Below are 21,870 nucleotides of genomic sequence, written 5' to 3'. Positions count from 1 at the left end.
TGCCGCAAAGGAATATTGATATTTTAAAATGACAAACATTGGTTTATATATTAGGGTATAATATGCTTTATTTGATCAGTGTAAAATATGATCATAATTTATTAACTGATCCCCAAAAATGTCAGAAAACACAAAGAAAATCTCATTTATGTTTCTTCACCGGTGACTCCACCACCTATTTTTGTAAGCTAAAGTTCTACCTTATAGGAGCAATTTCTTATAAATCCAAAGCCTTTAGCTGATAACATGCAGATAAAAATCCTTTGTACACGATGGGGCCACGAAAACATCCCCATAGAAGCTTTTCTCGAAAAGGTAATATCCGCAGGATATGACGGCGTGGATTCCTGGCTACCCGAAAATAAAAATGACAGGAAGGTATTTATCAAACGCAGCAAAGAACTGGGATTACCAATAGTTGTGCAACAGCATCAGGCGAAAGGTGCGGATATACGAACCTTTTGCAGGAGCTTTGAATATCATCTGAATGCGGCAATGGAATGTGAACCGGTAATTATTAATTCGCATTCAGGAAGAGATTTCTTTACGATCAATGAACAACTTGCGATTATTGATGCGGCGGAAAATTTTTCAGCGGGGAATAATATTGCTATCGCGCATGAAACGCACCGGGGAAGAATTGGATTCAGCCCGGGCAATGCAAAAGAACTGTTTAAGCTAAGACCTTCCATGAAAGTAACCGCCGATTTCTCACACTGGGTTTGTGTTACAGAAAGCTATCTTGAAGGATTCAAAGAAACGGTTAACGAAGCAATCAGGCGCACCGTACATATACATGCCCGTGTGGGTTTTCCTGAAGGACCGCAGATACCTGATCCGCGACTGCCGGAATGGGCGGAGCCGCTGAACTACTTTACCGGCCTGTGGTCCGGGATTATCCGGGAAAAGAAAGCCGAAGGCATATCCCTGCTTACCATTACAACGGAGTTTGGGCCACCGCCTTATATGTGGACTACTTCACCGGGTAATACCCCGGTAGCTTCGCAATGGGAAGTGAATTTATTTATGATGCATCTGCTGAGAGATATCATTGCTCCACAACAATAACCCTCATGTATTCAGCTTCACATTATTTTACCTGCTAACGCATTTTTGCTAACTTTATCTCTTAACACGTTATGCTGTGTTGATGGGCGGAAATATTTCTCACCTTTAATAACGCCGGTTGCCAACAATATTTAAGAGAAAAGATAATTCAATGGGTAATAACTTTTTTAAATATCTGAATACAGGTCCAATCGAGGAGAAATGGGGAATTTATGTAACTACGGTGGGGTATTCAAAAGTAACACCGAATGAACGTTATCCCAAAGAAGAACATCCCCAAAGCCATCAGCTTACATGGAACAGGGGAAGGATGCTGACGGACTATTACATGATATTTATTTCAAAAGGAAAGGGAACATTCTGTTCGGCATTAACCGAGCCGGTGGAAATTGAGGAGGGAACCTGTTTTTTTCTTTTCCCGGGAGTATGGCATCGTTACAGGCCGGATATCCGCTCGGGATGGGAAGAATATTGGGTTGGCTTTCACGGGTACTATGTTGATCAACTGATGAAACAAGGCTTTTTTGATCCCAGTCAGCCATGTATCAAAACAGGGCTGGATAGAGATATGCTGGTATTATTTAAAAAGATGATTGATGTTGTAAATGCCTCGCTTGTAGGTTACTCACAACAGATTGCGGGTTTAACGCTTCAGATACTCGGTTTGGTCAATACCATATCGCTCAGTAAACAATATGATCATAGCCCGCTGGAAAAGGCAATAACGAAAGCAAAGTTCCTGCTACAGGAATCACTGGAGCACCCTGTAGATATCCCGGAACTTGCCCGGCAATTGCCTATGGGATATTCTGCATTCAGGAAGAATTTTAAGGCAGTAACTGGGCTGTCGCCTAATCAATACCATTTAAATTTACGCATAGAGCGGGCAAAAGAACTGCTTGAATCAACATTGCTTAACGTGGAGGAAATCGCAGATCAAACAGGGTTCGACAGCATTTATTATTTCTCCAGGATCTTTAAGAAGAAAGTTGGCCTTTCTCCTAATACTTATCGTAAAACATTTGCCGTTGAATGAAACTCCGTTGCAGGTAATTATGTTTCATCGCTTTATTTGCCTTTTATCTTATCGCGGTATTCACCGGGCGATAATCCCGTTTTTGATTTAAAGAACGTTACAAAATAACTGGCAGACTCAAAGTTCAGGTGAAAGGCAATTTCCTTTACCGGTAATATCGTACTGGCCAGCAATTCTTTTGATTTCTGCAATTTTATTTCAAGTTGATATTGTGCGGGTGAAAATCCTGTATACTGTTTAAATACTCTTCTGAACCAGGAATAGCCAATGTTTAGCGTTTTAGCGATGGATTCGGGAGTAACATCATCACCGGTTTTTTCGCGCATCATCATTCTTGCTTTATCAATCTGAGCGATGATGGCTTTATCTCTGAAAGAGTTGTTTTTCTCAGCGTAAAAGATGAAGCCCAGCAGCAGGCTGGTAATACCGGAAAGTACCTGTTGGTAGGCCATTTTCTGGTAATTGGCTGTTTCAATACCCTGGTTGAACAAAGCCACAATCTGTTCATTAAACCCCACATTATAGACCGGGCTTTTCCTGGAGAAGAAAAGATTATCAGTTAACTGTTTCATATAACTGCCATTAAAACCTACCCAGTATTCATTCCATCCTTTGCCTTTAAGCGGCCGGTAGGTATGCCATTCGCCGGGAAATAGCAACAGGATAGTACCGGCAACGACTTTAGTTAGCTTGCAGCTCGCCGATTCAAATGAACCTTCTCCTTCTGTAATGTACAGCAGGATGTATTCCTGCAATACCCTTCCGGTATTGGGGCTGAACCAATATGCCGATGGATGGCTTTTAGGAGGGTAGTCACTATTGGGCGATATAACCTGGAAACCAATAGTAGTGGTGTATAATCCCCACAGTTCGTCTGTTTCATTTACTGTCAGGTAATTGACGTTTTGATTCCTTTTATTTTTCATTGGTGTGTCAAAAAGTTAAATGATTCCATCAGAATTTATCAATGCACCTTTTAGATTCAGGTTACTTTGCATTACCAACTTAATTGAAAAACAGGATAGAAGATTACTGAAATATTAAAGTTCCGGCTGACTTTAAATTGTTTTATGGCGAAATAATTTTTGATAGAAAGTTTTCATATAAAAGTAGCGCTTTTTGTAATGATATCAACGTTTCATTCCGGCTGCAGATCAGCAACCGGAGGTTAAATTCACGTTTGAAAAATTAATCTTTATGAATGCATCAACCACCTGTCGGCCTGCCGCCGCACAGAAGTAACCGTCATTTCTAAATTGTAAATAATTCCACTACCAGCGATGTTTAAAACCAAAATCTCATGTTATGTTAAACAAGCAATTTGATTCTCTATTGCCTATCAAAGCATCATTTTTATTGCTATTCCTTTTGGGCATCTCACAAATTTCCTTTGCTCAGCAAAAAATAACGGTAAGCGGTAATGTTGTGTCAGACAGCAGTCAACCCGTTTCCAATGTAACTATAAGAATAAAAGGCGGGACTGCCGGTGGAACCACTGATGAAAACGGCTCCTTTAAGATTAGTGTTGCTAAGGGTGCAGTCCTGCTTTTTTCTTCTATAGGATATGAAGAGAAACAGGTAACAGCCATGAAAGATGGAGCGGTACTAACGGTGATGCTCACCCCAAGCAATGCCAGGTTAAATGACATTGTGGTGGTTGGATACGGAACCCGTAAAAAGGAAACGCTGACAGGCTCCATTGCTTCTGTTAAAGGAAGCGACCTGGTTAAATCACCGGCGGGTAATTTCTCCAATTCGTTAGCAGGCCGGTTACCTGGTTTGGTGGCTATTACCAGAACAGGCGAGCCTGGAAATGACGGATCCACCTTACGGATACGCGGGGCCAATACACTTGGCGATAATTCCCCGCTTGTGGTTGTTGACGGCATAGCCGGCAGAAGCCTGGAACGGCTGGACCTCGCCACCATTGAATCTGTTACGATCTTAAAAGATGCGTCTGCAGCGATATACGGATCACAGGCGGCCAATGGCGTTATCCTTGTCACCACCAAACGCGGTACATCCGGTAAGCCCACCATTCAATTCTCCCTGAACCAGGGATGGAATACACCTACCGTTCTTCCTAAAATGGCGGATGCGCCTCTTTATGCACAATTACAGAATGAAATTTCCGCTGCTTATCATCCCGGCGACCCATTGCCTTATTCGGCAGAAGATATCCAGAAGTATAAAGATGGTTCTGATCCCTGGGGGCACCCCAATACGGATTGGTTTAAAGAAACAATCAGGAAAAATTCCCCGCAACGCTACGGCAACTTAACGTTGTCGGGCGGCGCTGAGGCCATAAAGTATTTCATTTCACTTGGATCGAATTTTACCGATGGGATTTTCAGGGACGGAGCTACCAACTATTCGCAGACTAATTTTCAAAGTAATATTGACGCAAAAGTTACCAACAACATCCGTTTGAGTTTTGATGTGGTTGGGCGGCAGGAAAACAGGAACTATTCAGGCGGAGGCGCCAATGGAGGAAGCGCCGATCAGGCACAAAATGTTTTCTGGGCATTAAACAGGTCTTTTCCTACCTGGCCGGCGAGATGGCCTAATGGCTTGCCCGGACCGGATATTGAATATGGCGCTAACCCGGTAGTGCTGGTTACAGATGCCACGGGTTATACCAAATCAAGAAGTTATATTTTTCAGAGTAATGTAAGGCTCGTGGTTACTATTCCATGGGTAAAAGGACTGTCGTTAACGGGTAATGCAGCAATGGACAGAACTATTGTCAGTACCAAACAATTCAGAAAGCCATGGTTCCTCTATACCTGGGATAAAACAAGTTTAGATGCCAATGGAACTCCGCTGCTGGTAGCATCAAAGAAAGGAAATACTGATCCGCGGCTGCAACAGTGGATGGATAACAATTCTAATGTAACCCTCAATGCGCTGTTAAATTATGACAGGGTTTTTGATAAGCATGATATTAAAGTTCTTTTTGCGGCGGAACGTATTGCCGGTGATAACATGAATTTCTGGGCTTTCAGGAGAAACTATACCAGCGATATTCTTGACGAACTGGATTTAGGAAGTAATGAATTAAAAGATAATGGAGGATCATCCGGTGTGGCCCGCAGGTTAGATTATTTCGGAAGACTAAGCTATGCCTATGACGCAAAGTACCTCGCTGAATTTGTGTGGAGGTACGACGGCTCTTATATTTTTGATCCGGCCGGTAAGCAATTTGGATTTTTTCCAGGGATATCCCTGGGATACAGGATCTCTAATGAAAAATTCTGGAAAGATAATATCGCTTTTATCAATGAAATGAAAATAAGAGGCTCCTGGGGAAAAACAGGTAACGACCGGATAGGGCCCTATCAATACCTTACAACCTATGGCTACAATGGTGGTTATGTATTTAATGAAAATGTTCCGCAACAGGCGTTGAAAGCATTACGTATTCCAAACGCCGGGGTTACCTGGGAAATAGCCAATCAATCCAATATCGGTGCTGATGTGGAACTGCTCAATAATAAATTAGCGGTAAGCGCTGATTATTTCTACAACCTGCGTACCAATATCCTGGCCTACAGAAACGCTTCTGTGCCGGGTTCTGCCGGATTAAGCCTGCCGCAGGAAAATATCGGGGAAGTGGTTAACAAGGGCTTTGAATTGCAGGCATCATATCGCGGTAGTGCCGGCAATTTCAAATACCAGGTGTCTGCCAACGGCGCCTGGGCAAAGAATCATATCAGGTTCTGGGATGAAACACCCGGCGTGCCCGACTATCAGAAGTCTACCGGCAACCAGATGAACGCAAGATTGTATTACCAGGCAACAGGTGTATTCGCAGACCAGGCAGCGATTGATAAATATCCTCATTGGACAGGCGCCCGCCCCGGAGATATTATATTCAAAGATGTAAATAACGATGGACAGATTGATGGCCAGGACCAGGTTAGAAGCAACAAAACTACCATACCAACATTTACCGGCGGGCTCAGTATCGATTTACAGTATAGGAACTTCTACGCAAATGTATTATTCCAGGGAGCAGCCGGTGCGGAAAGATCCTACCGGACTTTTTCCGGAGGGCCAGGTGTCGGGAATTTTATGTACAACCTTGTAAAAGACCGCTGGACACCGGAACATCCAAGTACTGTTAACCCGAGAGTATGGGAGCGTGGAGGCGCATATTGGATGACAGATGGAGAACCTAATAACACCTACTTCGTTAGAAGCAGTGATTATTTAAGATTGAAAAACTTTGAGGTTGGTTATAACCTGTCATCCGGCATTGCGCAAAAAATAGGCATACAATCGCTGAGGATCTATGTCAGCGCCTTAAACTTTTTAACGTTTACAAAGATGAAGGATTTCGATCCTGAATCTCCTGACGACGCCCCGGGCTCCATTTGGGTGAACAGTGAAGTATATCCATTGAACAAAACCACTAACGTTGGATTAACGGCAACATTCTAAAATCAAAGTGTATGAATTACAGAAACTCAAACTTAATATATATCGTTATCGGGTTTATGTCACTGCTGCTAACATCATGTGGCAAAAGTTTCCTTGATACAAAACCTTCCACGCAATTCACAGAAGCGGATGTCTGGTCTGATCCCAACCTGGTACAACTGAACATGAACAGCATTTATAACCAGAACCCCTGGTCGTTCTTTATGACTTCGCTGGCTGTAGATGAGGCCAGGTGCTATGATGGGGGAAATGATTATAATATGAGCAACATGCTGATGTCGCCTGATAATGCAGGCTGGGGCGACTGGAACGGCAGGTACAGCGCTATCCGGGACTGCAATATATTCCTGGAAAATATAGACAAATTGCCGGATGATCCGGCGCTGATTGATGGCGTTACACTGAAAGACAGGTTGAAGGGCGAAGCCACTTTTTTCAGGGCCTGGTATTATCAGTTGCTCATCAGTTATTTTGGCGGTGTACCCCTGGTTACGAAATCCTATAAATTAACAGACGATTTCTCCGCCGCGCGGAACAGTTATGCAGAGTGCGTGCAGTTTATTTCCGGCGAATGTGATAAGGCGGCTGCACTATTACCCCTGGTGAATACAGGTGTCAACAAAGGAAGAGTAACAAAAGGCGCCGCTTTGGCGCTTAAATCAAGAGTATTGCTTTATGCGGCCAGCGATCTTCATAATACAACATTTTCCGGGTTTTCCAACCCTGAGCTCCTGGGATATGTAGATGGCGACAGGAAGCAACGCTGGCAGGCGGCCAAAGCCGCCGCTAAGGCTGTAATAGACCTGGGCATATACGGTTTGTATCAGCCCGGTCCTGCATCAACAGAGGAGGCCGTTCAGAATTATGAGAACCTGTTTATCTCAAAAAATAGTATAGAAGACATCTTTATCCGTTATTACAATGCCTCCGTAAACCAGGGAGCTGACTACTGGCAGGTTTTCCCAAATGGATATGGCGGTATTGAAACAAACGGCGCCCCCAGCGAATTGGTAGACGCTTATGAAATGAGTGATGGCACTAAATTCTCCAGAACCAACCCTGCACAGAATCTTGAACCATATAAAAACAGGGACCCGCGTTTTTATGCTTCCATTTTATATGAAGGGGCAACGTTCAGGTCAAGGCCATCCAACTTACTGACAGCCGACCCCGTAGGAGTTTTGCAGGTAGGTACCTGGGAAAAGTGGGATGCTACCGCTAATAAAATCGTGTATACGTATGGGTTAGATAGCAGGAACAGCGTGGTTTATGGAGGCGGTTATAATAATACCGGTACCTGTATGCTCAAATTTATAAACCGCAAAACAGATATGTATGTAAATCACCAGGATGACCTCACCTGGCGCTTCATCCGTTACAGCGAAATCATACTCAATTATGCAGAGGCCTGTATTGGATTGGGAGAGGAGGCGGAAGCACGCACCTACATCAATATGATCAGGAAAAAAGCGGCCATGCCTGATGTAATGGACGCCGGCGCTGCCTTGTCAGCAAGATACCGGAATGAAAGGCGTATTGAGCTGGTGTACGAAAACCACCGCTTTTTTGATGTGCGCCGCTGGATGATCGGGCCGGAAGCCTATCACCCAATGCATGGGGTTAATGTTGTGTACAAACTGAATCCCGATCATACAACTGCCACCATTCCTACTGTTACCCCGGTGCAGATCACAAGTGGAAAGTGGGATAACAAGGCCTACTTTTTACCAATCGCAAGGAGTGAAATGAATAAGAATGATAAGTTAGTGCAGAACCCCGGCTATAATTAATATCGCGTGTAGCATTGATGGATTTTTATTGAAAATAATATTCATACCAGTTATTAACTCAAAACAGTAATGAAATATACATATCTGAACATCCTTTTTACCGGTTGCCTGTTGACAATTACTTTGAATATATCCGGGCAATCTGAATGGCAAAAAAAGTATAGCGACCCCAAAACGGTTCAACAAATGTTTGTTAGCCCTCCAATGTTCTATGCTCCCCATACTTTCTGGTTCTGGGATGATACCATCAGGGATGAGCATTTTACGGCTACTATGGCAGAGGAAATGATGAAGCAGGGACTGAACCCCGGATATGCACATCCCCGGGGTTCAATGGATCGCTTAAACCCGGCATTTTCTTCATTACCATATAAGCAATACCTGGAAAAACCCTGGTTCAACAGTTTCGGGAATGCCATGCAGGCAGCAAAGAACAAAGGATTTACCCTGGGGTATTGTGATGAATATGACTGGCCAAGCGGGCAGGCAGCAGGACGGGTATTAGCGCAGCATCCTGAACTGGAGGCAAAATACCTGGATTGGAAACGGTATAAGGTAACGGGGAAATCGACCGTTTATTATGATTCAACAGATTTTGCCGTGGCAGGTAAAATAGCCGGCAATGCCATTGATGCCTCATCGCTGCGGATCATTGGAGAAGGAAGCCATTTCAAATGGACGGCGCCACCGGGCGAATGGGTGGTGTATACTTACACAAAAAGATTCCATCCCGGAATTGACGGTGGGAAAGTTAACTATCTTGATCCCGGATTAATGGAAGCTTTCATCCCGCTTGTTCACGCGCAGTACGCCAAACATTTTGCAAATGATATGGGGAAAACAATTCCTGGCGTTTTTGTTGACAATGAAGGCGACTATGGCTGGCGGATGGCGTGGTCAGAATATCTTGCCAAACGGTATAAGGAAATGAAAAACCAGGATATCCGTTTATGGCTTCCCCTTCTAACAGAAAAGGACAACAACGGTTTGTTTGCAAAAGCCCGTTGTGATTGGTTTGATGTTGTTTCAGACGTATATAACAAATGTTACTTTGAACCTTTGGTGAACTGGCTCAAACAATACAATATGTATTACATCTCCAATCTGTGGGAAGAATCATTGTTGTTACAAACTGCCGCCATGGGCGATTTTATGCGCGTTACAAGAACAGCAACTATGCCCGGAACGGATTGTCTTTTAATGAAATCGCAGGATGTTCATGATTTTAAGGAAGTGCAAACAGTAGCCGAATTGGAAGACCGTCCTTTTATGAGTGAAATTATGGGCGTTGCAGGATGGGAGCAAACACCCGCTATGATGAAAATGACTATTAATTCTATTACATCATTTGGTATTAACCACGTGGTGCCACATGGAATTAACGTTAACCGGAAAATTGAACAGGATCCGTATCCGCCGGATTGGTTTACCGAAAATCCATATTGGCCTTATCTGCATAACTGGACGGACTTTTCGAGGCGGGCTGCTTTTGTAAACAGGCAAAGTAAGCTTGTGGCGGACGTTCTCCTGGTAAACCCGCTTGAAAGTATTTGGGCAAACGCTGAAGGCTTTTTTACGCATGAGGAAAATTTTGGCCTGCTGGAAGGCAAAGAAATCTGGGATACGCTTTCACTCGAGATCAACCAGGTGTACTCCGATGCTATGAGAGAATTAAATAAAAATAACATCGACTTTTTAATCGCTGATAAATATTACCTGGATAAAGGAAAAACAGGAGCCAATAATAGCGGTGCAAAGATCACTATTAATGACCACAACTTTTCGGCGATCGTTCTTCCACCGGCTTGTGTTATTTCTCATGCCGTATCAGGTAAGATACTTGAGTTTGCTAAAAAAGGTGGCGTTGTGCTGCTCCTGGGTACAACACCCGAAGGATCGCCGGAGAAAGGCATGAAAGATGCGTTGATCATTAGCCAGATGAATGCATTAAAGCGGTTGCCCAATGTTATTGATCTGTCGGGAGATAAAGACAGGCTGAGTAAAATGGTTACTGCTTTGAATGAAAGGGTCCGGCCACAGATCCGGTTGGAAAACTCAGGCCGGCTCTACACTGCTCACAGAACTATTTCCAATAACCACTTTTACTGGCTTGCCAATAACTCCGATACCGTGAGAAATTTTTCAGCCTGGTTCAGGGATGGCGATGGCATGGCGCAGATATGGAATTGCGAAACCGGTAAACGTACACCCGTTGCATACGTGAAGGAGAAGGGATATAACAAGGTAAAAATGACTTTACAACCTTACGAAGGTTATTGGCTTGTATTTGAGCCCGGAACAAGCGATATGAATCCATTGGTACAGCATGAATCTGATTTAAAAGAAATTAAGCTCGATGATAAATGGACCATCAGTTATCCGGGGAAAGACACTGTTTATAAAACTACGGCCACTTCATTCACGTTAGCCGGCAACGGGTTAAGCGAAGATCTTATGTTGTTGGCATATAATGATTCAAAATGGAAGTATACCAGTTTTATGACAGCGCAAAAACGGAACGGGGATGGGCAGAAAGATGAAATAAAGGATAATGATGCCACTGGTTACCGCTACTGGAGGGTCAATATACCAGTTGGTGCAAAAACAGTAGTGTTCCCTGATAATATGATTGGCACAACGGTTTGGATGGATGGCGTAAAAACAGACGTGGCGGCGGCATCAATTGACTTGCCTGCTGATGCACGGTTGCTGTCGTTTGCAAGGTCCGTCAAAAGTGAGCAGACGCTGACTGCCCCCTTGAAATTTATTGTTGGCAGTAAAGCAAACTGCCCCCTGCAATCCTGGTATGCCTATGGACTTCAGCAGTATTCAGGATATATTGATTATGAAATACCTGTTGTGCTGAAAGATGTAAATACCAGGACTACTATAGATCTTGGTGATGTAAAATATATGGCGGAAGTGTTTGTAAATGATAAACCCGTTGGAGACCGGCTATGGGCGCCCTTTGTATTTGATATATCCAAATACCTGCAGGAGGGAGAAAATAAAATAAGAATACGGGTCGGGAACCTGATGGTTAATGAAATGTGGATGAAATCGGATCTGGGCAAGCTCCGCACCTGGGGCTGGGTAGGTGTGCCCGATTTTAGTAAATATGACGCTGGTTTGTTAGGCCCCGTTAAGTTAATACAGGCAAAATAATAATACTATGGGCTTACAGGCATTTGCCTGGCGTGCCTGATATTTTTCAAAAAAAAGTTGCAGATATATGAACACGTTACTCACGCAAAAGCAGATTCAATCTTATAGGGAAGATGGATTTTTATTAATTGAGAACTTTCTTAACCAGGAAGAACTTTCCCATTGGCGGCAGGTTATTACGGAGGCCGTTGAACAGAGAGATGGCAGGAAAATGCCCGGTAGTGATAAAAAAATGGGCGAAGACGACGGGATCAATAAGGAAAGTGAATATTTTGGAAAGGTGTTTGACCAGATGATTAATATCTGGCAAACAAACGATGCGGCAAGGCAGATTATGCTTGATGAGAGATTGGGCAAAATGGCCGCAGAATTAGCGGGGTGGGAGGGTACCCGGATCTGGCATGACCAGGTGCTCATAAAACGGCCCTGGGCCAATCCTACTTCGTGGCACCTGGATACGCCTTTCTGGTCGTTCACCGATAAGCGGGCACTATCAATATGGGTAGCTTTAGACGACGCTACAAATGAAAACGGTTGTCTGTATTTTATTCCCGGATCTTACCATGAAACCGGTTTTGAAAACCAGGCTATCGGGAAAAATATGGATGCAATATTCCAGGTTTACCCACAACTTGCAACTAAAAGCGCTGTTGCCGCGCCCATGAAGGCGGGTAGCTGTTCTTTTCATAATGGTTTAACAATACACGGCGCCGGGGCCAATATGACCAATGGCTTCCGCAGGGCGATGACCTGCGCTTATATGCCTGATGGCGCCAGATTTAACGGCATAAAGAATATATTAAGTGATGCGCAGGTAACCAGGTTGAAAGTCGGGGATCTGCTGGATGATGATGCACAGAACCCGCTGATTTATACAGCCGGGATTCAATAGGCCCATCAGGTAATGCTGATTCAAAGTACATTCCATAAACTGTGTAAAACATATAAAACCGGGGTTCTTTCAGGGCCCCGGTTTTATATGTTTATGTTCGATTGAAAGAAGGACCTTAATGAGATGTTTCCCTGACGGAAAAGTTAACAGGCGTACTACAATGTTTATTCAGGGAAATGCTGCCATTGTTATTTGCCTGAAGCCGGGTAATATCATTGTTTGTTACTACTTCATATTTTGAGCCTGGTTGCAATCCATTAATGGTGAATTGATAGTTGCCGTGTGATGAAATAGTCCATGCAAATACATCATTCTTCCACGAAGTAATTTTCATGTCAATACGATTGCCCGGATCTGCACGAACCAGGAGTTGCGCAGTATCTTTATTACCAGGGTAGAACTTAAGCGTGTTCCCGCTTTTATCTGCACCAAAAGATTCGTTACTTTTTACAGAAAAGCTACCGGTGCTCATTAAATAATCATTAACGCTCAATTCAAGGTGATAAACGGTATGCCTGTGGATATATGAAAACTTCGTTCCGTTCAGGGTTTCAGGCATATTGGGTTCCAGCCCCATCCTGTTCCATTTTGGACGAAGGCCGTAAATATCCTTGTATAACGCTGTAATGCTGGTACAGATGCCAGCCAGGATATCATCCCCCAGTCCAAGCTGGGTTGTTCTGCTGTAGCGCTGCGAAGAGAGTCCGTCTTTTTTATACTGATCAAGGAGATGATTAATGAATTTAAGCGCAATGTGCTTATCATATTTCACATAGGCGTTGATACCAAGATATCCCCATGTGGGAAATATATCCCCGTTTTCATATTTAGGGAAAGGCCAGTTGCCATCGCTTACCTCTTCTCTTTTAAAGGAATCGAAGCAAAGCGGCCAGTGAAACAGGTGTTCTGCCGTTGTTCTTTGTTCTATTTGATCAAGAATGAGTTTTATGCGTTCCTTGTCGTCACACAATCCAAAGGCAATGGCAGCAAAATTTACAGGAGTAACCAGGTTGTCGCCATGAATGGTATTGTCTTTATCACGCCAGTACACATACTGCTGTTTGGCCGGCGACCAGAAGCCGCCTTCATCAACCGGCCTGTTAAATGCACTTTTAAGACGGGCAGCTATCGCTGAGTAATGGCCGGCCATTTTAGGATTGCCTAAAATCGTTTCACATTTGGCCCATAGCGTTAATGCTTCGTATAATTGCGCATTTACAAAAGCGTTTTCAAAGCTTGCCCAAACAATGTCTAACCAGTCGCTTGCCTTTTTTTCCGCTACGCTGTTATTCATCATTTCATAGATCCCGTTGTTGTTGGAATCCCGTTTTATCAGCCAGTCCAGCGCCTTTTCACAGCTCGCCTGATGTGTACGCAGCCATTGCAGGTCACCATTCAACTCAAACAGTTCGCTTGTATTGATAACATAGCCCGTTTGTGAATCAATGGTATATCCCCACATGGCTTCATAATAGCCTGTTTGCGGGTTATATGTGCCGGGAATTTCATCGCCGGGTACATTATGCCAGCGGGATAACACACGACCATCGTTGAGCATCGCCTGATCTCTTTCCTGGTCCAATGTTGCCGCCAGGTTTTTTATATAGTGCGGATCATTCAATGCCAACCCTATCTGGGCAAAAAATGGCTCATGCAAACATTTCCAGTTGGTGAGCCAGCCATTTGCGCCTACTATATTGTTGTCTACCACGCCATACCGCCCGGTTGTATTTAAAAGCTCGCGTACCGCTGTTGCATCAATACCGGGAAGCGTTCCTCTTGCATATTCCTTATTGTAATCAATATATTGTAGCTCCAGGCTTAGCTTTACGCGTCCTTTTTTTACCTGGAAGGGAGCAAATACATCGTACTTTTGTGATACGAAGCGGCTCAGGTGATGGCGTTGCTGCAATTTGGAGTCAGTTAGCAATTGTGTAAAAGTGAACTCGCCATTTTCGCTGTGGGAATATTTTGAAGCCATTTTACTTGCGCTTCCTGGTTGAGGCGATATCCTTAACGCATCTCCCGAATCAGCATTCCAGAATGTTACGCCACCGGTATGAACGCCATAGGTATCGTTAATTTGCTTTAGGTATTTGCACCAAACCATCCCGCCGTTATCAATAATTCCTCCTTTCCAAACGGATAGATCTGTAAAATTCCATTTTGGAAAGGCCATGTCTTCCAGGTCGGTTGTTGTGCTATAGTTGCGGATAATATCCCAGGTTATTTTATCTCCTTTGATAGTAAAGTCCCATGTTTCTTTAATTTGAAGCGCCCCGGTTCCGTAGGTGATACCACTTAGGGATATGCCTTTCGGGGTATTTGTTATTTTAATATCGCCTGTTTGATCAGCAGATGAGGCGGTTCCACTTCCCGCAGTGATACCGGTGTATACACCCGAAGATGATATCGTATTTTTATTTTGCAGGTTTACCTGTTTAATAATGCATCCCTTTGAATAGTCAATCCTGATGGAAAGCTTTTGATCAGGAGTGGTAATTGTAATTATTTGGGCAGCCCGGTTGTGTAGAATACCATTTTGCGAAAAACATAGATCGGGGATCAAAATGAAACTGATAATAATTGCTAATATTCGCGTCATAAACGGGATGGAATTGAACACCGGGAGCCCACTGGCGTAACAGTGCTGGTAAAGATTGTTTATAAAATTAATAATATCCTCAGGTTGGCCTGCCTGCACCAGCTAATTTACGTCCGAATATTAAGAGCGTTTTTATATGAAAGCGTTTTTTATTTGCACTTTTTGCCAGTTTCCTAAACCCAAAAAGCTGAAGGAGGTAACATTCCGGCAACGCCATAAAAAAAGGTATCTAGCGGAGATCAGGCACCCGGCGGCGGATCAGCGCCCTGTCATTTGCGCTCAATTGGTCTAACGGTATCGGCGTGTCCTGTGGCCGTGTTCCTTTCTGGTTTATCTCACCCAGAAGACTCCATTTACGGGTAAGGGTATCCGGCTCTTTTGCAGGAACATCATAACGGGTAAAGTCGATCACTTTTTCCGGTGCGGATTCCTGCCAGTTGCGTAACAGCGCCAGCCGGAAATCCTTGTTCATGAACCAGCGTATCTCTTTGTCTGCATCTGATCCACCAATGCCGGACCCTCTTTCTGTAAACCGGTAATTGAAATTATTGGATGTAAAATGTTTTCTCCAGATCAGCCCGAATTCACCCTGCGTGATTACCCGTGTAGCTGGCCAGCGGGTTTTGATGGCGCTCAGCCAGTCCCTCAAGCCTGAAACATCGATAGGCAGGCTTAGTTCCCAGCAATTGGTTACCCATGCAAAGCCATTCAGCTGGTAGCCGGTATCGAAGTGTATAGCAGTACTGTGCATCATTTCTTTGAGACCAGTGCTTGCTCCGAATGCCCCGATAGTCTCTATCGGCCCTACACCCATTCTGCTGTTAAAATGCTCTGCAAAGCCAGCTCTTCTCGCTGCCATGAAATCCACCGTCCAGCCGTCCAGGTTCACACAGTCGATGAAGTCAGATTTGCCCTGAGCCGGTTTGCAGAAATGTTCTTTGGAGGGATAGTAAGGATAACATACGGAGCCATCTCCGTCCTGATTGTCGATAGAGAATTGACTCCAGATATTGCCCTGGCACACATGAATGTTTTCCGTTTCTGCCAGGTACTGCATATTTTTTGCAGCCAGGAACCCGGCCACTATGCTTTTGGGGCGATAGCCGTTGCCCACTATTCCCGATGCAAGGGCTATACCATCATGCAGGTCTTTGTTCACCTGCTCTATTGAATTATAGGCGTTGGCAAAATATGCTCCGGGTATAAAAGTAACGTCATCGCCATAGCGATGGTGGCATTCCCTGACTTGTTCCCTTATCTTCACGTAATTGTCGGTCATGTCGTTCAATGCCAGCCAGCTGAACGCCCATGTCATTTTTGCGCCGGGGAAGCCTGCTTCCACTGCTTCACGGAAAGCCTTTAAACGTTCGGGAGTGTGCATTTCCCGTTCGTCCATCCCAACATTTTTGTCTCTTGCAACTTCTATCTGGTTAACACGGATAACACAGTTGAAGGTCAGGAAGCGATTGCCCGTCAGGTTGCCGGCTCCGGGTGCAAGTATAGAAGATAATACGCGGCCGGGTGTTCCTGCCAGTGTACCTGCAGCAAATACGGAAGATATTCGTAGGAAATTTTTTCTGGATAGATGCATAGCTGTAAAACAGCCAATTTAAATTCTTTTTTTCGTTTAACTTTCCTGTACTGTCCTGATCTCTGCAAGCGTCGTGGCAATCGTCACAAAATAGGATCGAAAGTCATTGTTACGTATCTAAAATTTAGCAGAAAAGCCCTTGAAATCACCGGTTTTAATTGAGACAGATTTCAAATCAATGAAGTCTGGGTCCGTTTTACTCATAAAGTTGATACGGCTGATCAGTTAGTGCTGTGAGAAAGTTAAAGAAAGTTGAAAAGTCTTCTTTTGAGTTATAAAGCCCACCCCACTCATTCAATATCCAATTTAACATTTTTCCATCCTGAGTGGTGATCGAAAACTCCAGGTAAGGAAAATCAGCATCGGTTTTTTTGTAATAGTCGCACTGTGTTCCCCCCAATAGTCCTATTTCTCTTACACAAACCCGAATGGAGCGTATTTCTGAAAATAAAGCAGAACCGAAATAGAAGCTGGTAAAGCCTTCTTTACTTAGCGAAACAACTTCTGTCGACTGCCTTTCAGAGACCACTTTAAGGAACTGTAAATCGCCACTAACATTAAAGGTAAAGGAGATCAACAATAGCCAGTCCGGGAAAAGTGGGTGCGAGTGTGCCAGAAAAATGGTGACTGTTAATGCTACTTTGGATATATACATCTACAATTTCGGAAATTCCTGGAGTAACGAAAGAGAAATTAGTTGATAAAATCTTTAATTTAGCAATATACGGAGAACTGTCAATTGTTCTTACTGCAAAGATCATCACAAAAAGAACACATGAATGAACAAAGACTTTGAAACATTTAAGAACAATAAAAAGTGGTTTTTCGAGGCATCCGATAAAGTTGAATTCTTATATACTGAAAATGAACTTCAATTATCGGAAACTTTTAACAGTACATTTCCTTTATTAACTGAGCTATTGCATCAGGCAAGAATTTTAAAGTTGAAAATAAACGACCAACCATACAAACTTTTTTCGTGGACAAATAAAGATGATTCAAGTTGTGGTTGGTTAAATAAAGTTGAAGAAAATGCCAGCACAACATTTAAGTTAATCGAAGAACATGAGCTTTTACTAAGTGAAATAGGGGGAATTCATGAGTCTTACAACCAGCCTGAACCGAGTCTTTCTAACAACCAAAACTTCATGTTTACCCAATCTGGATGTTTCACCGGAATTGGAGGTTGTGAGGAAACTTATGAAGAAATTTGTAACGGGGAAAACAAACAACCAATAGATTTTAAGGATTTGATTTGTTTTGTTGAGGAGGCGAACGGAAATCTGACCTTATATAACCCGAAAAACAAGGAAGTATTGCTTTTTGCCGGTGACCATTGTTTTGACAATGTTGAAGTTTTAGAAAACCAACCGGACTATACATTTTATAAAATAAACAACATTACAAATTTTGTGGACTATGTAGAAACTTTGGCTGCAGAATGGAAGAATGAAATTAAATGAAAAAGCGAGAACTTAAAAAACATTTGGAGTATCCCAAAATATTTGCCCTGCACTCAAGCAATGTTAGCTGATGATGTTTTACGAAATGCAGAGAAAAATTTTGGGTGTAAATTACCAACAGCTTACATCGAGCTTTTAAAAATTCAAATTTTAAATCACCTGCGCTTTGAATTTTCTATTATTTTTTGAAAATCTATCTTGGTTGGAATGGATTATTTTCAGTTTGATATCCAATGCATTTTTGTATTTGTTTTCTATTGGGTTTTATCTTTTTGTTGATAAAACCTGTTCGAAAAATAAGATTCAAATGATTGATCATCCTTTTCTGAAATCTGATTTGTATGTAAGTTTTTTAACTTTATCTCTCAATATTGTTGTGATGTTGATTGGTGTTTATTTATGGAAATCGGAATGGATTACATTAAATGAATCTAAAACTATCTTGACACTTCTTATTGAAATTGTAACCATTATCTTGGTGATGGACCTGATGATGTATATTTTTCATTACATGGTGCATCATCCGCTTATTTATAAAATTTTACACCGGAAACATCACGAACATACGAGTACTAATTTCTTGAGCCTTTTTGTGCTACATCCGTTTGAAACCTTAGGTTTCGGATTGATGATGATCTCTGTTTTTATGTTGCATGATTTTTCTATTTTTTCCATTACGATTTATCTGTTCATCAATTTGATTTGGGGAACTATCGGTCACCTAAACCGAGAATTCTTTCCAAAATGGACGGAAAAATTATTTTTAGGGACTACAAAATTTCATCACCAACATCATTTAAACGAACAAAGAAACTTTGGTTTTTATACCTCTATTTGGGACCGAATGTTTGGAACTTATAAAGCTTAATTAACGTGAGTTCGGGATAAGAGAGAGAAATTTGATTAATATTTTTATATATTTAACTATATAGGTTGAGAAACCGGAAAGCCTGTCTTTCCGACAGCGGGATCATTACCATTCTGAGCTGCCCCGCTATCACCAGTTTGCCGGTACTGCGCAAACCGTGTTTGTACAACCAGTATCTTCCTTCCCTTCCATGAAGCGGGTGGCTGTTGCCACGCCGGTGCTCATGTTGAGTGAGGTGTTGTTACAGCTGGAAAAACAGCAGGTGACGGTAGAACATGTATTTGATTCTAAGTAAGATGTCGGCAGCAGGTGGTTGTGTACAAGGTAAGCCCAGCAACCATCTGCTTATCTTAATGTGCATGCCCCGTAATCTCCTGGAATGACCTTTCAAAATCCTGTCCATAGCTTTCCTTGTATTCCTTTGTAAACCGCTGATACACTTCTTTTGCCATGCCATGTCTTCCCAGCAGGATCAATGCTTTGCTCTTGTATACCAATGCCTCTTCATTCAGGGTGTCAAAAAAGAACAGACAGTTGCTGAGCCGTACTATCAATTCCGCATCGTGGCTCATATCGGTTGCGGTCATAAAAGAGAGGATGGCATCTGTAATATAGTTGGATATATCGGCTTTAATATGATCCAGCCATTCGTATTGACTGGTTTTCAGGAAAGCGCCCCTGCCGGCGATATGCAGTAGTTCCAGCATCCGGGTACGGTCTGCCGGCACACGGGCGGCTACCAGCCTGATATATTGCTGATAGTCTACGTAGATAGATTCGTTTAGTATGTCCAGCCGCCATTTCCCCGCTTCTTTTATCAACTGGTAATTGCCTACTTTTTCCAGCAGGTTTTTCAGTTTTAAGATATTGACGGAGTAGTTATTCTTGGCGTCTTTCTGCAATTTATCCGGCCATAGGGTTGTATACATTTTTTCGGGAGAAATGCCTTTGCCATCTTTCAATGAATAGATCAATAGCAGCAGGAATAACTCCTTTAGCAGCGGCGTGAAATGTTGTGTGATATCCTGGCCCTGTGCGTCAAATACTTCAAACGGACCAAAGAGAAACACCGCAGCAATTTCGCGGCTCTCTGTCACAGGGGGAGTGGTGGTGGGTGGCGTGGGTATTCCGTTGTCAGCAAACGGATGGGTGTTAGCCGGCGGTGGCACTGCCACCCGCGCTGTATTTTTGATGGGAGATTTTCCTCTGCGGTAGTAGTACCAGCCACCCAATCCTGCCACTGCTGCCACCGCCAGCAGGTACCACCAGTATTCTTTTTTTTCGATAGAGGTGGTCATCCGGGAGTCTGCCGGATCTGGGGGAAAAAAAATCGTATGTACTTTAACGTTGGTAATATTTTCTTTGGAATTGTATAGGGTGACTGCCACCAGTTTTTTGCTAAGTGGACAATAATACAAATCTGCAAAAGAGGCGATATCGTAAAATGAATAAGGAATGGCATCTCCCATCAACTTATATTCGGAAGAAGAGAAGTTACCTTTGATCAGTTGCAGGGTGGTGTTGAATTTATCAGTCGGATAAATGAGTGCATAGAAATCGCTGCTACCCGGTATGGTGACCATGCTGTTGGCAAAACAGAATTGTTTGGCCGGTTTCGGGTATTCCAGCACTGTGTGAAAACGGCGGTATTTAATGCTGTACGCCATCAGGTCGTAGCTGTACTGCGGGTTAATGCCCTGGTCGCCCGATTTGCTGCCATAACCTCCAATAATATAAATGGTATCCCTGGTAGCATTCATACCCAGTGCGTTCAGATAGCGTGGCATGGGCCTATCCCCACCATAAGGGACTATTTCCCAGGTTTTGGTAGGGAAGTGATAGCGTTGCAAGAGGTTCTTATATTGTAGTTGCCCATAGCCACCCAGTATATACAGGGAAGAGTCGGACGGAGAATAGCATTTATTCACCTGCCAGAATACGGTAAGTGAATCCGTGGTAAAGTTAACGTCCCATTCTTTTGAAGCAGGATCGAAGGTACTGACCCGTTTTTCATCTACATAAAAATTATACAGTTTATTATTAACCGGATCAAAAACAGACTGATTACCGGAAGGCAACCGTTGCCGGCTGCGGGAGAGTTTTTCCCCTTTGAGCCACATGTTGCTGAAAGATAATTCGTAAATGGAATCCACTGATACCACATACAGTACTTCGCGCTTGCTGTCGAATGCTATACTGGCAGCCCCTTTGGTGTCGAAGTCGACGGCTTTTTCCCATCTCCGGTGTTTGGGCTGGATCCATAAAGGGTTCCTGACCTGGGCCACTTTCTTTCCTATTTCATCAATGGCTTCGTTTCCCTTGCTTTCGGATAAAGGAAAATAATGTTTCAGTTGTCCGTTTTCCCGGATCCGGATATCCTTGATATTCATAGGAGGAACATCCAGTGTCTGGAATCCTTCGAAGTCGTTGGCGCCAAAATAGATATTGCAACAGGTGCCACTTGTAAAGTTGCCCTTCCCCTTGCTGATCAAACGGTCATTCATATAAAATGACGCTTCCCGCAGCTGCGTATCGAATGTAATACGTACCTGGCTCCAGTTGCCAAAAAGCCTGGCCGAATCAATATCATATCCTCCGATATAATTCTCCCCGATAACAAAATTGAGCCGGGCCAGCCGCTGGTTATATACCAGGTCAATACTCTGGTGGGTACTGGTGATCAACCGCATAATATACCCGAAATAGGTTTCGTGATGCGGAAGAAAGGTAAGATCAAAAGATATTTCCGTGTTGGGCTGTAAACAAATAGGTGTGTTGGGGGTGAGATGGAGGGAAGTTCGTTTTTCCTGTACCACCTCATGGCTCAGGAACTGCAATCCATGTGATTGGCAATACCCCCCGTGGCCAGCAAGAAAAAAGCATACGCACAAGATATATCTAATCATTCGATCCATTCTAATAAGGAGTATAAAATAATTTCCCGGCTAA

The 21,870-nt window shown here is 43.3% G+C and carries 14 protein-coding genes; 9 read left to right on the top strand and 5 right to left on the bottom strand.

The features are described from left to right. Positions 1–246 precede the first annotated feature (246 nt). Both V7S65_RS11400 and V7S65_RS11395 read left to right on the top strand, forming a co-directional pair. A complete protein-coding gene (locus V7S65_RS11400) occupies positions 247–1,068 on the top strand; it encodes a sugar phosphate isomerase/epimerase family protein (RefSeq protein WP_336387066.1) in 822 nt (273 codons plus the stop codon). Positions 1,069–1,219: 151 nt separating this feature from the next. Next, positions 1,220–2,104 carry an AraC family transcriptional regulator gene (locus V7S65_RS11395; protein WP_336387067.1) on the top strand — a complete coding sequence of 295 codons (885 nt, stop codon included), beginning with the start codon at positions 1,220–1,222 and terminating at the stop codon, positions 2,102–2,104. Positions 2,105–2,136: 32 nt separating this feature from the next. On the opposite strand, the gene V7S65_RS11390 is transcribed toward V7S65_RS11395, so the two are convergent. Beyond that, a complete protein-coding gene (locus V7S65_RS11390; RefSeq protein ID WP_079473218.1) occupies positions 2,137–3,030 on the bottom strand; it encodes an AraC family transcriptional regulator in 894 nt (297 codons plus the stop codon). A gap of 379 nt (positions 3,031–3,409) precedes the next feature. On the opposite strand from V7S65_RS11390, the gene V7S65_RS11385 reads away from it, so the two are divergent. The 4 genes from V7S65_RS11385 (at position 3,410) to V7S65_RS11370 (ending at position 12,394) form a co-directional block, all read left to right on the top strand. Next, a complete protein-coding gene (locus V7S65_RS11385; RefSeq protein WP_336387068.1) occupies positions 3,410–6,547 on the top strand; it encodes a SusC/RagA family TonB-linked outer membrane protein in 3,138 nt (1,045 codons plus the stop codon). 11 nt (positions 6,548–6,558) lie between these two features. Next, a complete protein-coding gene (locus V7S65_RS11380) occupies positions 6,559–8,337 on the top strand; it encodes a RagB/SusD family nutrient uptake outer membrane protein (RefSeq protein ID WP_339545722.1) in 1,779 nt (592 codons plus the stop codon). 186 nt (positions 8,338–8,523) lie between these two features. Continuing rightward, positions 8,524–11,502 (top strand): glycosyl hydrolase, encoded by a 2,979-nt coding sequence (locus V7S65_RS11375; RefSeq protein WP_339545720.1) that lies wholly within the window; start codon positions 8,524–8,526, stop codon positions 11,500–11,502. A gap of 67 nt (positions 11,503–11,569) precedes the next feature. Next, complete coding sequence (locus V7S65_RS11370; protein ID WP_111580704.1) at positions 11,570–12,394, top strand: phytanoyl-CoA dioxygenase family protein; 825 nt, start codon at positions 11,570–11,572, stop codon at positions 12,392–12,394. Positions 12,395–12,509: 115 nt separating this feature from the next. On the opposite strand, the gene V7S65_RS11365 is transcribed toward V7S65_RS11370, so the two are convergent. The 3 genes from V7S65_RS11365 to V7S65_RS11355 form a co-directional block, all read right to left on the bottom strand. Beyond that, a complete protein-coding gene (locus V7S65_RS11365) occupies positions 12,510–14,999 on the bottom strand; it encodes an alpha-L-rhamnosidase-related protein (RefSeq protein ID WP_336387071.1) in 2,490 nt (829 codons plus the stop codon). Positions 15,000–15,228: 229 nt separating this feature from the next. Then, positions 15,229–16,590, bottom strand: coding sequence for a DUF3863 domain-containing protein (locus tag V7S65_RS11360; protein ID WP_336387072.1), 1,362 nt, complete (start codon positions 16,588–16,590; stop codon positions 15,229–15,231). Positions 16,591–16,786: 196 nt separating this feature from the next. Further along, complete coding sequence (locus V7S65_RS11355; protein WP_336387073.1) at positions 16,787–17,245, bottom strand: hypothetical protein; 459 nt, start codon at positions 17,243–17,245, stop codon at positions 16,787–16,789. 124 nt (positions 17,246–17,369) lie between these two features. Here V7S65_RS11355 and V7S65_RS11350 point away from each other — a divergent pair, with 124 nt between their 5' ends. The 3 genes from V7S65_RS11350 to V7S65_RS11340 all read left to right on the top strand — a co-directional run bounded on the left by V7S65_RS11350 (position 17,370) and on the right by V7S65_RS11340 (position 19,216). After that, positions 17,370–18,053 (top strand): hypothetical protein, encoded by a 684-nt coding sequence (locus tag V7S65_RS11350; RefSeq protein ID WP_336387074.1) that lies wholly within the window; start codon positions 17,370–17,372, stop codon positions 18,051–18,053. A gap of 307 nt (positions 18,054–18,360) precedes the next feature. Then, a complete protein-coding gene (locus tag V7S65_RS11345; RefSeq protein WP_336387075.1) occupies positions 18,361–18,921 on the top strand; it encodes a sterol desaturase family protein in 561 nt (186 codons plus the stop codon). Positions 18,922–19,078: 157 nt separating this feature from the next. Further along, positions 19,079–19,216 carry a hypothetical protein gene (locus V7S65_RS11340; protein ID WP_336387076.1) on the top strand — a complete coding sequence of 46 codons (138 nt, stop codon included), beginning with the start codon at positions 19,079–19,081 and terminating at the stop codon, positions 19,214–19,216. A 55-nt stretch (positions 19,217–19,271) separates the two neighbouring features. On the opposite strand, the gene V7S65_RS11335 is transcribed toward V7S65_RS11340, so the two are convergent. Beyond that, complete coding sequence (locus tag V7S65_RS11335) at positions 19,272–21,758, bottom strand: hypothetical protein (protein WP_336387077.1); 2,487 nt, start codon at positions 21,756–21,758, stop codon at positions 19,272–19,274. Between the last annotated feature and the right edge of the window lie 112 nt (positions 21,759–21,870).

Origin of the sequence: Chitinophaga sp. CCNWYY40, from assembly GCF_037483205.1 — a bacterium.
GTDB lineage: Bacteria > Bacteroidota > Bacteroidia > Chitinophagales > Chitinophagaceae > Chitinophaga > Chitinophaga ginsengisegetis.
This window is presented reverse-complemented; position numbering and strand designations above follow the sequence as displayed.